Here is a 15,041-nt window from a genome sequence, read left to right as displayed (position 1 = left end):
CCCCGGTGCCCGATCCGCGTCCGGGTCGGCATGCCGAAGACCGCGGCATGCCGACCCGGGTAGCGTGATCGGGTGCCAATATCGTTCGACACCCGCGGATTACAGCAGCTCGATACCAGTGCGTGGCGCGATCCCGCGACCGGGGACATCGTCCAGCTGTCCTACTTCGATCTGGTGCCCGACCTGCCCGCGCCGCTGACGGATCTAGCGACGTTGCGCCGCAGACTTGCTGAGATACACGCCGAAAGCGGTTGTCTCATAGAGGCTTTCATCGTTGGAGTCGATTCGCAGCCGGCTCTGCTGCGGCTGCAGAAGATGCGGCTGCCCGATCAGCCGACCGGGCTGGTCTTCGCTGCATCGCTCACCGTGCCGAAGGCGAACTGCAGCGCGGTCCTGCAGATGCTGTGCCCGGAGACCGGCACCACCGGAATCCGCGAGGCGGTGCTCGCGCTGGAGATCGGCTTCGACAATATGTATCCGCCGCATCCGTACGCCCCCGGTCTCCAAGGTGCGCTGCCCTATAACGCGGCCGATGACCACCGCTGGGACGACCGGTTCCCGGAGCACCCGCTCTCGCGCGTCCGCCGCTGGGTCGCGCGGACCTGCCCTGCCGCCCGGATCGATCCGAACTTCGCGGCCCTGCCCGCGTTCTTGGGGTGAGTCTCAGTCGTGAGCCGGTTTGTGGGTGACGAAGATGGCGGTTCCGGGGAACAGTTCGCCGCGTAGCGGACTCCACTGCCCCCACTCGCGCTCGAGCCATTCCGGCCAGTCCGGTTCCACGATGTCATCCAGCACCAGCCCGGCGGCCACGATCTCGCGCACCCGGTCACCGATCGTGCGGTGGTGTTCGACGTAGGTCGGCGTGCCGTCGTCGTCGACCTCTACATAGGGGGTGCGGTCGAAATACGGAATCGAGGCGGTCAGCCCCGCGGGCCCGGGATCGTCCGGAAAAATCCATCGCATCGGATGGTTCACCGAGAACACCCACCGGCCGCCGGGCCGTAACACCCGTGCCACCTCACGCATCACCAGTTCGGAATCCGCGACGAACGGAACCGCGCCGAATGCCGAACAGGCGATATCGAACGATGCGTCGGCAAAGGGCAATGCCTCCGCCCCTGCCTGCACCAGCGGCACCTGCGGCCCGCCGCGCGTCATCGCCGCCAGCCCGCGCTCGAGCATCCCCATCGATAGGTCCAGCCCGATCGCCTGCGCTCCCTGCCCGGCCAACCAGCGCGAACACGGGGCGGATCCGCACCCGATCTCCAGGATCCGTTTGCCCGCGATCTCGCCGAGGAAGTGGTGATCCCCCTCGTGCAGGCCCTCCGGGCACCAGATGAATTCGCCGCCGGGGGAGTCCACGCCGAGGAAATCGGCGTGCGTTTCGTGATAATCGGTGGCATCGGCGTCCCACCAGCGGCGGCTGGCCTGCTGACTGGCTGCCGAGCCGATCCGGGTCCGCGCGGTTCCGGTGGTCCCGAGCAGTGCGTTTGCTTGTGCATGGCGATCTTCCGACACGCCGATAGCCTAGTGCGGCGTGGCGTGTGGACCGGTTTGCCCGGCTGGACCAAGGTCGCGTACGCTGAACCAGCGAGTGTCCAGGGTACTGCCGTACCGGTGTCGTTGCAGTAACAGTCTGCGACGGCAACTGTACTGAAGTAACAGAGCGCTCGTGCTGAGTTTCACAAGCGTTTGCGTGCGGTACGTTCAGTATGTCCGTCACGTCGCGTCATCGCGGTGAGTTCGCAGCGTACCGAAAGTTCCAATGTCCGCAACCGACCACAATCCGTCCGGAGCAAACCGACATATGCCCACCACCGTCACCTCGCCGCAGGTAGCCGTCAACGACATCGGCTCCGCCGAGGACTTCCTCGCCGCCATCGACGCTACGATCAAGTACTTCAACGACGGCGACATCGTCGAAGGAACCATCGTCAAGGTCGATCGTGACGAGGTCCTGCTCGACATCGGTTACAAGACCGAAGGCGTCATCCCCTCTCGCGAACTCTCCATCAAGCACGATGTCGACCCCAACGAGGTCGTTTCCGTGGGCGATGAGGTCGAGGCTCTTGTTCTCACCAAGGAGGACAAGGAAGGCCGCCTGATCCTGTCGAAGAAGCGGGCGCAGTACGAGCGTGCGTGGGGCACCATCGAGGAGCTCAAGGAGAAGGACGAGGCCGTCAAGGGCACCGTCATCGAGGTCGTCAAGGGCGGCCTGATCCTCGATATCGGTCTCCGTGGCTTCCTGCCCGCCTCGCTGGTCGAGATGCGTCGTGTCCGCGACCTTCAGCCGTACGTCGGCAAGGAGATCGAGGCCAAGATCATCGAGCTGGACAAGAACCGCAACAATGTGGTCCTGTCCCGCCGCGCCTGGCTCGAGCAGACCCAGTCCGAGGTCCGCAGCGAGTTCCTGCACCAGCTGCAGAAGGGCCAGGTCCGCAAGGGTGTGGTCTCCTCGATCGTCAACTTCGGTGCCTTCGTGGACCTGGGCGGCGTCGACGGTCTGGTGCACGTCTCCGAGCTGTCCTGGAAGCACATCGACCACCCGTCCGAGGTTGTCGAGGTCGGCAACGAGGTCACCGTCGAGGTGCTCGACGTCGATCTGGACCGCGAGCGGGTTTCGCTGTCGCTCAAGGCGACCCAGGAAGACCCGTGGCGTCAGTTCGCCCGCACTCACGCGATCGGCCAGATCGTGCCGGGCAAGGTCACCAAGCTGGTTCCGTTCGGTGCGTTCGTGCGCGTCGAAGAGGGCATCGAGGGCCTGGTGCACATCTCCGAGCTGGCCGAGCGCCACGTGGAGGTCCCGGACCAGGTCGTCGCGGTCGGCGACGACGCGATGGTCAAGGTCATCGACATCGACCTGGAGCGTCGCCGGATCTCGCTGTCGCTGAAGCAGGCGAACGAGGACTACCACGCCGAGTTCGACCCGTCGAAGTACGGCATGGCCGACAGCTACGACGACCAGGGCAACTACATCTTCCCCGAGGGCTTCGACCCCGACACCAACGAGTGGCTCGAGGGCTTCGACAAGCAGCGCGAAGAGTGGGAAGGCCGCTACGCCGAGGCGGAGCGTCGCCACAAGATGCACACCGCGCAGATGGAGAAGATGGCGGCCGACGCCGCGGCCGAGGCCGCGAACGGTGGCGGTGCGTCGAACTACTCCTCCGAGAGCGGTGCGCAGTCCTCCTCGTCGAGCCAGGCCGAGCCTGCTGGCGGTTCGCTGGCCAGCGACGCCCAGCTCGCGGCCCTGCGGGAGAAGCTCTCCGGCAACGCCTGATTCGGGTAGAGCACTAACAAAGGCCCCGGTCCGATCGGACCGGGGCCTTTGCCATTCGGTGCGCAGCGACTCTCAGTGCTGGCTGGTTGGCGTGCGGTAGGGCCGGTCCTGCGCATTGGTTGTGCGTCAACTGAATTCGCCAGGTAGCTCACCGGATTCGCCGGTAATGTGCCCGGTCATGGGGAGCAATCCGGGCAAGAATGACTATCTCGACCAAGTGGTGGCGCAGCAGGCGGCGCTGGAGGGGGATCTGCGTACCCGCAAGCCCGCGTCCGCACCGGCGCCGCTGGCCGCCCCGGGGGCACCGGGTGGTCCGGTGCGACGCGGTGCGATGGCGAAACGGGCCGATCGGGTCGGGCCCACGCCGCAGGGTATGCAGGGCGGCGGCCCCGGGCCGGTGGAGGTCCGGGTCACCGGATTCTGGCGCTGGCAAACGGTTTTGGTGCCGCCCAATGCCTTTGTCGTGCACACCCGGCGCGGTCGCGCCGAACCGCTGCATATCGGGCTCGGGGTATCGTTCCGCTGCAACCCAGCGACCGACTCGTATCTCGTTGTGCCGGGCGCGATGCAGACGATTCTCATCAATGCCTACTGCATCTGCAGCGAACTACAGGGCGTGCTCGTGCAGGGGTATGTGCAGTGGATCATCGAGGATTTCGCCACGGCCTACCGCAAGCTCGACTTCTCCGATGACGAAGATCCCATGCGGCTGGTCAATATTCAGCTGCGCGAGCAGGCCGAGGCGGCGATCAAGGACAAGGTCTCCACAATGGGCGTGCGCGATGTGCTCAGCGATAAGCAGCCCATCATCGAGGAGTTGACCGCACGCCTGCGCGCGGTCGCCGAGGGCAGCGCCGATCGAAATGCCAAGGCGGACAGCGATCGTGGACTCGGCTTGCGCATCGTCACGGTGCAGATCAAGGAGGCGGTGGTGAGCTCGTCGACGCTGTGGGAGAACCTGCAGAGGCCCTACCGCAGTGCGCAGAACCAGATCGCCCGGCTAGCGGAACTCGCTGCGCAAGAGGTGCTTTCGGCTCGCGAAGCCGAAGCGAATCGGGTTGCCGAAGAGCGCAGGATCGAGAACGAACGCGAACTGGCCGAACTGCGGGCACGCAACGAGGCCGCGCGATTCGACCGGGAGACCGCGGAACGGTTGCGGCGCACCACCCGTGAGCACGACGACGAACGCGCGGTCGCCGATCTCGCACAGGAGACCGCGCTGCACGCATTGCGGTTGGAGCGCGAACAGCATGCCGAGCGGGCCGAAAATCTACGCAGGACGGCGGATTGCGACAGCTCGAGCTCGACGGTGAGATCGCCGTCGCGGCCAGGCGTTCGCGGGCGGCCCATGATGACGCGCTGCTGGATTTGGAACGCGATCGAATTCGGATCGAGAACACCAATCAGCGCTCCGCCTCGGCCACCCAAGCGCAGCTGGTTGATTCGCTGCCGCAGATCGTCGCGCAGTTGCCGACGCCCGCCGAGCTGAAGACCTATCAGCTGGGCGGTGACCTGTCCGGGCTGTCCACGCTCATCGGCCAGTTGACGCACGTGCTCGAAGCGTGGTCGTCGGGACGGGCCGCCCCCGAGTCCGGCAGGCCCCAGCTCGACGAGTAGGGCTGCGCCGCATATCGTCTCGAAGGTCCGCGCGGTCCGGCCGACGGCGTGCGCTACACCGACTGGAATCGCCTTTCGTGCTGCATCGGCTCGCGTAGGCTTCGCCGCGCGAAAACGGCGTCATAGCGATGAGTCGGACAATTGACCAACTTCACCGGAAAGTGCAATCGCCTTCACGGTAGGGTGCAGGCGAATAGTCGGCGCCTGGTTCGATCGAGCCTGTCCTGGCCACGAGGGAAGGGAACAGCACGCATGTGCGCAGCGAGTCCGTTCAGCGGTCTCAACCGGAGGCAGTTCCTGGCGAAGGCCGCCGCGGCCGGAGCGGTCGGCGCATTGGCGTCCTGGGCCAATCCGATCATCGAACGGGCCTATGCCTCGGATCCGGCGGGCACCGGCGGGCTCGGCGATATCGAGCACTTCGTCCTGCTCATGCAGGAAAACCGTTCCTTCGACCACTATTTCGGCACCATGTCCGGTGTCCGCGGCTTCGGCGAGGCGTCGAAGGCCTGGCAGCAGTACGGCTGGACGCCCGGCGTCGGCCCCAGCGCGGACGGTTTCGTCAACCCGTTCCGCCTCGACACCACGCGCGGCGCGACCCTCGACGGCGAATGCATCAATGATCCCGACCACACCTGGGCTGGTATGCATCGGGCCTGGAACGGCGGCGCCAATGACCAGTGGATGCCGATGTCCATCGCCAGCGTCGGCCCGGCCAATGCCCCCGCGGCCATGGGCTACTACCTGGCCGAGGATATTCCGATCCATCACGAACTCGCGGACGCGTTCACCATCTGCGACAACTACCACTGTTCGGTTCTCGGCCCCACCGACCCGAACCGCCTGTACTGGATCAGCGCCACCATCGACCCGGACGGGGTGGCGGGCGGACCGCTGCTGGAAACGCCCACCCTGATCCCGCAGCACGTGTACAGCTGGCGGACCTACCCGGAAAATCTTTCCGAGGCGGGTGTCAGCTGGAAGATCTACAACAACCGCGATGTCGGCCCGCTGTCCACGGTGATCCTGGACGGCATGCTCGGCTGCTTCACCCAATCGGCGGATCCGAATTCCGAACTGGCCCGGCGGGGTCTGGTACCGGTGTACCCCAACGACTTCCAGGCCGACGTCGCCAACGACACCCTGCCCGCCGTCTCCTGGGTGATCCCGTCGCTGATCAACTGCGAACATCCCGCCCTGCCCGCGGCCTTCGGCGCATACGGCATCGTGCAGTTGCTCGATATCCTCACCTCCAATCCGAAGGTGTGGGAGAAGACCGCGCTGATCATCAGCTACGACGAGAACGGCGGCTTCTTCGACCACGTCACCCCGCCGACCGCACCGGCGGGTACGCCGGGCGAATTCGTCACCGTGCCATTGGACCGGGTGAAGTCGTCCTATGGCATCGCGGGTCCGATCGGTTTGGGCTATCGCGTTCCCGGCCTGGTGATTTCGCCCTACAGCCGGGGTGGGCTCGTTGCCTCGGAGACCTTCGACCACACCTCCCAGCTGCGGCTGCTGGAAACCCGATTCGGCGTCCAAGTGCCGAACCTGACGCCGTGGCGGCGCAGTGTCACCGGCGATATGACCTCGACCTTCGACTTCGGCTCGACGCCCAATGCGGCCAAACCGGTGCTGAGCGATCCGAAGCCGAAGATGGATGCCGCCGTCGCCCAATGCGGGCCGAATGTGGCGCTGGGCACCGCGACCGCGGGCGTCCCGTATCCGGTGCCGCCCAACCAGATGCCGGCCCAGCGCCCCGGTACGCGACGCAAGCCGAGCGGCATCGTGCGGGGGTAAGCCGGAGGTATTCTTGCCCTGATGTCGGAGTCCGCCGTGGGGTTTCCCTCGACTGCCTGGGAGCGCAGGAAGATCGAGGCGATGAGTCGTATCCAGCAGGTGGCGCTGGATCTGTTCGACGAGCACGGGTACCGCAATGTGACGGTGGAGCGGGTCGCGGCGGCGGCCGGTGTGTCGCCCAGTTCGGTCTACCGGTACTTCGGCACCAAGGAAATGCTGGTCCTCTACGACGAGGCCGATCCGCGGGTGCTGGACGTGATGCGGACCGCTGGCGGTGGCGAAATCGTCGAGCCCGCCGAGTTGGTGCGCGTCGCACGGCTGATCGTGCCGGTGCTGATCGAGTCATTACTGACCACGGACTCCGAACGTCGGATCCGCAGGCGCCTGCAGTATGTGGTCTCGATTCCGGAGATCAGAGACGGCCAAACCCGCCGGATGCGGGAGATGGCCGACGAATTCCGACTGCTGTTCGCCGAGCGGACCGGTCGCAGTCCGGACGATCTGGCCATCGGCATCGCGGCGGCGGCCGGGGTGTGGGGCTGCGTTGCAGCCCTCGACCACTGGGCCGCAACAGGTTTCACCGAACGTCTCAAGGATGTCTATACCAAGGCGATCGGATCGATCGTCGATTCGATCGAGGTCATATTCCGCTAGTCGCTCGCTGCCATCGCGCGGGGGACCGGACCCTTGCCGAACCGCGGCAGCCACCAGTTCCACCGGCCGAACAGCTGCATGAACGCGGGCACCAATACCAGCCGGACCAGCACCGCATCGATCGTAATAGCCACAGCGAGCGCGAACCCGATCTGCTTCAGCTCCAGCACATTCGCGGTCAGGAAGCTGGCGAAGACGGCGACCATGATGGCCGCGGCCGCGGTGATCGGTCGCGCGGTGCGCTGTAGCCCATCGGTGACCGCGGCGGTATTGTCGCCGGATTCGTCCCAGTGTTCCTTCATCCGCCGGATCAGGAATACCTCGTAATCCATGGACAGGCCGAACAGCACCGCGAAGACCAGCATCGGCAGATACACCTGCAGGAATCCGGTGCTGTGGAAGTCGAGCGCGGATTCGCCGATACCGTGCTGGAATACCGCGACGGTGAGGCCGAGCGCGGCGCCGGTGGCGAGCAGGTTCAGCAGAATCGCCTTGAGCGCCAAGACGATACTGCGGAACGCGACGATCAGGAATGCCAGCGACACCGTCAGCACAAGTGCGATCACCCACGGGAAGCGGGCGGTGATCCGGTGCGACACATCGGCGAACGAGGCGGAAGTGCCGCCGACCCGGACCTCGACACCCTCGAGAGCCGTTGCACGAGAACGGATATCGGCGACCACATCGGTGGCCGCGGTCGAGTCGAATGCTGCCTTGGGGACCACAACGGCGAGCGCTCTGCCATCCGCCTGCTGCGGCAGTGCCGTGGCGATGCGCGGATCGCGGGTCAGCTCGGTGACGAATCGGTTGGTGTCGGAACGGGTTTCGTCGCTGAGCGGCCCGCCGTCCGGTCCGGTGAAAACCACCTCGATCGGCGCGAGCAGACCGGGTCCGAAGTTCTGCTGGACGAGTTCGGTGGCCTGCCCGGTCGGTCGATCCGCCAGCGAGCTGAGCCCCATATCGACGCCGTAGCGGATGCTGGTGATCGGGGCCGCGGCGGCCAGCAGCAGCCCGACACCGATCGCGCCGAAGAGCACGGGGCGTCCCATTACGGTATGCGCCCACCGGGCCCATGCACTCGATGCCGCCGCGGATCGGACCTCGGCCGGTCGCAGACCGACCGGCAGGGCGCCGCGATTCACTGCCGGACCCAGTGTCGCCAGCAGCGCGGGCAGCAGGGTGAAGGCCGCGATCAGGGTGGCGATGACTGCGACCACCACGCCGATCGCGACGCCGTTCAGCATCGCCAGCCCGACCACCGACAGCGCGCACAGCGAGATCATCACAATGAAGCCCGACGCCAGGATGGTGCGGCCGGTCGTATCGATGGCGGTGGCGACCGCCGCGGCGATGGCCTCGGTGGATCTTCGGTCGCGCACGCCGCGACGGGTCAGCTCCTCGTTGAATCGACTGACGATGAACATCGCGTAGTCGATCGCGGTGCCGGTGGCGATCATGGTGGCCACCGAGAGCACCAGCGAATCGAAGGTGAGGAAGGTGGTGAGGCCGAATAGCGCGCCGACGGCGACGGCGATGCCCGCCGCGGTGACCGTAATGGGCAGGGTGGCCGCGACCACCGCGCCGAGGGCAAGCACCAGCACCGCGGTCGCCACCGGCAGGCCGATGGCTTCGGCGCGTTGCATATCGGCGGTCTCGATCTCGATGAGATCGTCCTGTGCTGGCGCGAATCCGGTGATCATGGCCTGGACGCCGGAACCCGATGCGGCCGCCAGCTCGGTTTGCAGTTCTCTGGCGATCTCGACGCGTTCGGATTTCTCGCCGTTCACGCCGACAATGCCGAAGGCGGTGTGCCGGTCGGCCGAGATCTGGGCCGCCGCATTGCCTTCGAACGGGCCGATCGCCCCCGCCACCCCCGCGGTGGCACGGGTCGTGCCGAGTGCCCGATCCATCACCGCGCGGAATTCCGGTGTGTCGACCGTGCGCTGGGCGGAATGGAAGACGATGAGGTCCTGTTCGGTGCCGAAGCGCGCGAAGTGTTCGGCCACAAGGTGATCGACGGCAACCGATTCGGAGCCGGGGACCGAGTAGTCGGGAGTGCTGAGGCGGTCGTGCAGGGCCGGGTAGGCCGACGCGCAGGCGATGACGACCAACAGCCACGCGCCCAGCACGATGTGGCGATGGCGGGCCATCAGGATGCCCCACCGGCCGACTAACCCCGGTTTCCCCGGGCTATCGGACTCCGCTGAGCCAGGCCTGGTTGCGGTCAGCTGAGCCATCGCCCCTCCAGAAGGTAGCAACCTGAGAGTCACTCTCAGATATTTTCAGCCATCCTAAGGAGGGGTGCGGAGAAATTGCAAGTGACTATCAGGATGGGGCGGCTGGTGACGGCAGCACAAAGCGACCCAGCTCCGATTGGGCTGGGTCACGGGAAGTCTTTGGCCGGATGGGCGGCTGGGCTCAGCTGGCAGTCGCAGGTGCCCAGTACGCCGTCGCCGCAGCGGAGCGTTTTCGCATGGCGGCGAAGCTGTGCCGCGCGGGGCTGATCAGCGCGGTGAACCATGAACGGCGGTGCTCAGCGAGCGCAGCCGCGACGGCGGGGTGCTTGATGCAGTGCATGCCCCCCGCTCTTCCCAGACGGTGGCGACCCGCCTGGTTGATTTTGGTGCCCAATGGTGTTCCTTTGCTTTGCTGGTACTGGCCTGGAATCGCCACGGCGAAGATTAGCCGAACGAAAGTGCTCGGCAGAGTATTTTGCGCAAGTAATTGCCTTGGCGTGTCGGAAAGTTGTTGCTCGCGTCCCCGATTCGATCGGAAATGTTGCGAAATGGTCTCGACGGAGTCACGGATCGGGCAAATGGTGTTTCAGATGGTGGAATGTGCGATGCGGGTGGGTAATCAGGCCGATTGGGTGCGGCTCGCGTGCCAGGGCGTTCGTTCGGTGGGTGATCGCGGATGCGAGACTGGTCGAATGTTGCGGATCGGCCTCACCGGAGGCATGGGAGCGGGCAAGTCGACGGTGGCGCGGATTCTCGCCGAGCTCGGCGCGGTGATCGTCGACTCCGACGTGATCGCCAGGGAGGTCGTCGAACCGGGTACCGAGGGCCTTGCGGCGTTGGTCGAGGCGTTCGGGCCCGATATCCTGGCCGCCGACGGCACCCTGGACCGCCCCGCGCTGGCGGCCAAGGCTTTCGGGAACGACGATGCGCGCGCGACGCTGAATTCCATTGTCCATCCGTTGGTCGGTAAACGAACCGCGGAATTAATTTCCGCCGCACCCTCGGATGCGATTCTTGTTCAAGATATTCCGCTGTTGGTCGAGAACGGCCTTGCGCCGCTGATGAATCTCGTATTGATTGTCGACGTGCCCGCGGAAATTCGGATACAGCGCCTGGTGGAATTCCGCGGTGTTTCCGAATCGGATGCGCGGGCGCGTATTTCGGCGCAGGCCACCGATGAACAGCGACGCGCCGCCGCGGATGTGCTGTTGGACAATAGCGGCGCGCCGGGGGAAATCGAACCGGTGGTCCGGCAATTGTGGGCGGAACGGCTGGTGCCGTTCGAGGCCGATCTGCGCACCGGGACACCGGCGCGGCGGAAAGAGCTGCGCGTGGTCCCCGCGAATCCGGAGTGGGCGGCCCAGGCACAGCGGCTGATCGCCCGGCTGTGGGTGGCTTGTGGTTCGGTGGCGTCGCGGATCGATCACATCGGTTCGACCGCGGTGCCCGAATTGCCCGCAAAGGATGTGATCGATCTGCAGATCACCGTCGCGGATCTGGCGGCCGCCGACGGACTGCGGGATGCGTTGGGTGCGGCAGGTTTTCCGGTACGTCCGGATATCACCGGCGACAATCCGAAACCGACCGCGGCAGATCCGGCTGGTACCGATACGGCGTTGTGGGCCAAGCGATTTCACCAGAATGCCGATCCGGGACGGCTGGCCAATGTGCATATTCGAGTCGCGGGCTCACCCGGTCAGGAGTTCGCATTGCTTTTTCGGGACTGGTTGCGCGCCGACGCGGCGGTGCGCGCGGAATATCTGGAGATCGAGCGCGAGGGCGAGGCCAAGGCCGCCGGGCTGACGAGGGAGGCGGCCACGCTGGCCTACCTGGATGTCAAGGAGCCATGGTTCGACGCTGCCTACACCCGGGCCGCGGCGTGGCGGGACAGCGTCGAACACTGAACTGCGCGAAGGCTTTTCGGCCGTTCAGAACAGCGCGGCCAAGCGGTCCAGGCTCTGCCCCCAGCCCCGCTTCGCGTCGTCCTCGGGACTCAGCGGTCCGGGGGCCAGCAGATGGAAGGTCATGGTGGTCTTGGCGTCAGCGGTTTCGTCGAAGGTCACCGTGATCACCGATTCGCGCTCGGCGCTGCCGTCGCCGGTCGGATCGCCCCAGGTGAAGACCAGGCGCTCGGGTTCGGTGATCTCCCGGAACACACCCGCGCTCGGGAAGCTGGTGCCATCGGCGTCGGCGACCATGACCGACTCGTAGCGGCCGCCGACCCTCGGCTCCGCCACGATGCTCTCCCGTGGTGTCGAAAAGCCTTCCGGTCCAGCCCATTCGACCAGCTGATCGGGATCGAGCCAGGCCCGGAAGACGAGCTCGCGCGGGGCGTCGAAGACCCGGACGATGGTGAATTCGCGCTCGGCTGTGTTGATCGATCGCTCGCTCATGACAGTGTCGTCTCCTCGTGTTCGGGGTGGGGTGCGCGGCTGTCGGCACCGGTCATCCAATCGGGGGCACCCTCGGGGAATCTGGTGCGGAAGTCCATCAGGCCGACCCAATTGGGCCGCACCACGATTCGCTCCATCCGCGGCGCCAGTTCGGTCAGGAAGCGGAGGTAGTCGGCGACCGTATCCGCGCCGCCCTTACGCATTGCGGCCGCGTATTCCGGTGCGAGCCCGTCCATTTCGGATACCTCCGCGCGTCCCCTGATCAGTAATGTCTCGGGCGGTGCGGAATTGGTGTCGATGGTGATGGCGACATCGGGTCTGGCCCGCAGCATCTTCGCCTTCTTCGACGGTGCGAAACCGGCCATGACCACTTCGGTGCCGTTCCACCAGAAATTGATCGGCAGCACTCGCGGTGTGCCGTCGGCCGCGGTGAAGGCCAGCCGTGCCGGAATATTCGCCGCGAGCAGCCGCTGGGCCACTTCGGTGTCGAGCAGGCGGATATCGCCCTGGGGCAGCGTTGCGAGATCGGGTGGCTTGGAAGTCATGGAGTGTCCTTTTGCTGTATTCGTCGCAGATGTTGGTCGAGCCGATCGAAACGGTCGTCCCAGAATTTCCGGTACCGGTCCAGCCAGTCGGTCGCCGCGCCGAGCGGCGCCGCCTCCAGTCGGCACGGGCGCCATTGCGCGTGCTGGCCGCGGGTGATGAGTCCGGCGCGTTCGAGCACCTTCAGGTGTTTCGAGATGGCGGGCAGGCTCATGGCGAACGGTTCCGCGAGTTCGGTGACGCTCGCTTCGCCCTCGGCGAGCCGGGCGAGGATGGCCCGCCTGGTCGGGTCCGCGAGTGCGGCGAAGGTTCGGCTGAGGTCGTCGGTCTTGGAGCTGTCCGTCATGGTCCGGTCGTCCGTCATGGATATATTAAACCAGTTGGCTAATTAACTGACTGGTTAAATGGTGCGTCGACGGACGCTGGCCTGTCAAGGGGCTGGCGAAAAATTCGGCTAGCGCCGGTGCGACGGTCCGGTTACAGCCAGGTCAGGGTGATGTCGAGCGTGTCGAGCCAGCGCTCGAGTGAGTAGCCATGGGCGGCGATGCCGTCGATGGCGATCGATGCGTGGTCGATCGCGGCCGTGGCCTCGGCGAGGGTGATCAGGCCCGCGGCGTGCGCGGCCAGCAGTTCGTCGATATCGAGCAGTTCGGTCTCGCGCTCGGAGCGCACCACGATATCGAGATAGTGGTCCACCGCCTTCCACTTCTTCGGCTCGACCCGGGTGAATTGACCGATATCGAGGTAGTAGTCCTGATCGCGGCGGTGTGCCGGGTGGTAGTGGAAGACCGTTACCCGGATGGAAAGTCCGGGCAGCAGCCACGATTCGATGTAGTGGAACTGTGGATGGTCCGAGGTGCGCGCCATGTACAGGCCCCAGGGTTCGGCGCGGTAGCGCTCAACCGGCCGGACGAAGCCCTTCGGGTCCGTGTTGGTCAGTTCCGCGAGGTTGAAGTACTCGACCTTGGGCCTGTGCACGTCCACTGATGGTGCCTGTGTCATGCACACAGAATCTACCGCCGTTGCGGCCACGTCGAGTGGTATGGCGGCGGCTTGCTCGGCTGCTGGGCTACATCCAGGTCAGTATGATCTCCTGAGTGGCGAGCCAGGGCTCCACCTCGTGGCCATGCGCGGCCACCCCCGCCATTGCCTTGGCCGCCCGGTCGAGGGCGTGGTGCGCGTGGGTCGTATCGATCAGACCGGCCGCATGTGCGGTCAGCAATTCGTCGACGCCACGCAGTTGGGCCGCGCGGCCGTGCCGCACCGCGATCTCGAGGTACTGGTCCATGGACTTCCAGCGCTTGGGCTCGATCCGGGTGTACTCGCCGATATGCAGGCAGTAGTCCAGGTCGCGGTGATGCCCCGGCTGGTAGTGCGCGATCGTCACGCGCAACCAGAGTTCGGGCAGCAGCCAGGTCTCCAGGTACTGGATCCGCGGACCGTTGACGGTGCGCGCCACATACAGCCCCCACGGCTCGACGTGCACCCGGTCTATCGGCCGCACATAACCCTTGGGGTCGGTCATGGTCAGTTCGGCGATATTGAAGTGTTCTATCTGCGGTCTTAGTTGGGTTGTCATCGGTGATCCCGGTGCGGCGGTGGAAGTTGTGTGGTTCGCGGGAGCCAGCCCGCGGAAATCTCGCGCGACATAACCGGCGATTCCGGTCATAGCGGGCGCGGCGGCAAGCAATGGAATCAGAGCGCTCATGGCCTCATCCTCAGTTCCGACAACCAAACTAGGCTACACCCGGAACCAGCGGTGCGCGCCCACCGAATTTCGTTGCGGCAACGGACATTTAGGACAGGTAACGGCCTGCGCATCGGCGCTGGTCCGGGGCGGTGCGATAGATCGCGAAACGGCTATTCGATCGTGATCCGGACGCGTCTCGGCAACCTCGGTCGGCCACGGATGGGAATGGTTTCCGTGGGGTATAGCCACTGGTTTTCGGGGCGTTGCGGTCGATCGGAGACGCGCGATATCAGGGGTGGAGTGTCCGGCACCGTGCTCGGCCCTTGGGGGCGCTGGGCTCCGCACCGATCCGGAGTTCTTGAAGGGGGACCCGAAAACATGATGACAACGTTCACCGGTCATGGCCGCCGTCTGGCGGTGCGGCTGTTCGCGGCGGCTGGGCTCGCCACCGCGCTCGCCTTCTGTGCCGAACCGTCGGCCGGGGCTGCGGCACAACCGTTTTTGTTCAATTACGAGTTCGATCACCACTTGAAGGTCGCGGGTGGGAACTTCACCGTGGGCGGCCAGGTGTATCTCACGCTGAACTTCAACAATGACGCCCGGTACTTCTCGACCAAGGTGACCGCGCAGACCCATCCGATCACGCCGGGCGGCGCGATCTACGTGGAGACACCGTCGGCCGCACCGTGCGGGGGCGGCGGGAACAACGGCTACGCACAGGCCTACGACTACACCACCCGTACCTGGTCGCCACGGCTGCCGATCGAGATCTGCACGCGGATCGACTGAGCGGGATCGGGGCCGATTCCGCACAGTTCGACTGGTGGATCCGC

15 protein-coding genes are annotated in these 15,041 nt (G+C 65.6%); 8 read left to right on the top strand and 7 right to left on the bottom strand.

What is annotated here, in order from left to right; genetic code table 11:
- Positions 1-72: 72 nt before the first annotated feature.
- Positions 73-660: a hypothetical protein gene (locus ACQP2D_RS30555; RefSeq protein ID WP_433679384.1), complete on the top strand. Its 588-nt coding sequence runs from the start codon at positions 73-75 to the stop codon at positions 658-660.
- A 3-nt stretch (positions 661-663) separates the two neighbouring features.
- On the opposite strand, the gene ACQP2D_RS30550 is transcribed toward ACQP2D_RS30555, so the two are convergent.
- Positions 664-1,518: a class I SAM-dependent methyltransferase gene (locus tag ACQP2D_RS30550; protein WP_433679383.1), complete on the bottom strand. Its 855-nt coding sequence runs from the start codon at positions 1,516-1,518 to the stop codon at positions 664-666.
- A 289-nt stretch (positions 1,519-1,807) separates the two neighbouring features.
- On the opposite strand from ACQP2D_RS30550, the gene rpsA reads away from it, so the two are divergent.
- The 5 genes from rpsA to ACQP2D_RS30525 all read left to right on the top strand — a co-directional run bounded on the left by rpsA (position 1,808) and on the right by ACQP2D_RS30525 (position 7,345).
- Positions 1,808-3,277: a 30S ribosomal protein S1 gene (rpsA, locus tag ACQP2D_RS30545; protein WP_354957690.1), complete on the top strand. Its 1,470-nt coding sequence runs from the start codon at positions 1,808-1,810 to the stop codon at positions 3,275-3,277.
- A 178-nt stretch (positions 3,278-3,455) separates the two neighbouring features.
- Positions 3,456-4,766 (top strand): SPFH domain-containing protein, encoded by a 1,311-nt coding sequence (locus tag ACQP2D_RS30540; protein ID WP_433679382.1) that lies wholly within the window; start codon positions 3,456-3,458, stop codon positions 4,764-4,766.
- Positions 4,745-4,894: a hypothetical protein gene (locus ACQP2D_RS30535; protein ID WP_433679381.1), complete on the top strand. Its 150-nt coding sequence runs from the start codon at positions 4,745-4,747 to the stop codon at positions 4,892-4,894. The genes ACQP2D_RS30540 and ACQP2D_RS30535 overlap by 22 nt, the downstream gene beginning before the upstream one ends.
- A gap of 252 nt (positions 4,895-5,146) precedes the next feature.
- Positions 5,147-6,691, top strand: a complete 1,545-nt coding sequence (locus tag ACQP2D_RS30530; protein ID WP_433679380.1) for a phospholipase C — start codon at positions 5,147-5,149, stop codon at positions 6,689-6,691.
- Between the two features lie 21 nt (positions 6,692-6,712).
- The gene (locus tag ACQP2D_RS30525; RefSeq protein WP_433679379.1) at positions 6,713-7,345 is read left to right on the top strand and encodes a TetR/AcrR family transcriptional regulator; all 633 of its coding nucleotides are present in this window, start codon (positions 6,713-6,715) and stop codon (positions 7,343-7,345) included.
- Here the strand turns inward: ACQP2D_RS30525 and ACQP2D_RS30520 are convergent.
- Complete coding sequence (locus tag ACQP2D_RS30520) at positions 7,342-9,495, bottom strand: MMPL family transporter (RefSeq protein ID WP_433679378.1); 2,154 nt, start codon at positions 9,493-9,495, stop codon at positions 7,342-7,344. The two genes, ACQP2D_RS30525 and ACQP2D_RS30520, sit on opposite strands and share 4 nt — an antisense overlap.
- A gap of 779 nt (positions 9,496-10,274) precedes the next feature.
- Between ACQP2D_RS30520 and coaE the strand changes: the two genes are divergently transcribed.
- Positions 10,275-11,486 (top strand): dephospho-CoA kinase, encoded by a 1,212-nt coding sequence (gene coaE, locus ACQP2D_RS30515; protein ID WP_433679377.1) that lies wholly within the window; start codon positions 10,275-10,277, stop codon positions 11,484-11,486.
- 24 nt (positions 11,487-11,510) lie between these two features.
- On the opposite strand, the gene ACQP2D_RS30510 is transcribed toward coaE, so the two are convergent.
- The 5 genes from ACQP2D_RS30510 to ACQP2D_RS30490 form a co-directional block, all read right to left on the bottom strand.
- The gene (locus ACQP2D_RS30510) at positions 11,511-11,975 is read right to left on the bottom strand and encodes an SRPBCC family protein (RefSeq protein ID WP_433679376.1); all 465 of its coding nucleotides are present in this window, start codon (positions 11,973-11,975) and stop codon (positions 11,511-11,513) included.
- Positions 11,972-12,520 (bottom strand): pyridoxamine 5'-phosphate oxidase family protein, encoded by a 549-nt coding sequence (locus ACQP2D_RS30505; protein ID WP_433679375.1) that lies wholly within the window; start codon positions 12,518-12,520, stop codon positions 11,972-11,974. Before ACQP2D_RS30505 ends, ACQP2D_RS30510 begins: the two co-directional genes overlap by 4 nt.
- Positions 12,517-12,882, bottom strand: coding sequence for an ArsR/SmtB family transcription factor (locus tag ACQP2D_RS30500; protein WP_433679374.1), 366 nt, complete (start codon positions 12,880-12,882; stop codon positions 12,517-12,519). The genes ACQP2D_RS30505 and ACQP2D_RS30500 overlap by 4 nt, the downstream gene beginning before the upstream one ends.
- Before the next feature lie 113 nt (positions 12,883-12,995).
- A complete protein-coding gene (locus ACQP2D_RS30495) occupies positions 12,996-13,520 on the bottom strand; it encodes a DUF402 domain-containing protein (RefSeq protein ID WP_433679373.1) in 525 nt (174 codons plus the stop codon).
- Positions 13,521-13,587: 67 nt separating this feature from the next.
- Entirely contained in the window at positions 13,588-14,226 is a 639-nt protein-coding gene (locus ACQP2D_RS30490) for a DUF402 domain-containing protein (protein WP_433679372.1), read from the bottom strand.
- A 360-nt stretch (positions 14,227-14,586) separates the two neighbouring features.
- On the opposite strand from ACQP2D_RS30490, the gene ACQP2D_RS30485 reads away from it, so the two are divergent.
- Positions 14,587-14,997 carry a hypothetical protein gene (locus tag ACQP2D_RS30485; RefSeq protein WP_433679371.1) on the top strand — a complete coding sequence of 137 codons (411 nt, stop codon included), beginning with the start codon at positions 14,587-14,589 and terminating at the stop codon, positions 14,995-14,997.
- Positions 14,998-15,041: the final 44 nt, after the last annotated feature.

It is taken from the genome of Nocardia sp. CA-119907 (assembly GCF_050955995.1).
Lineage (GTDB): Bacteria > Actinomycetota > Actinomycetes > Mycobacteriales > Mycobacteriaceae > Nocardia.
The sequence above is the reverse complement of the archived record's forward strand: the minus strand, read 5'-3'. Positions and strand labels throughout refer to the sequence as shown.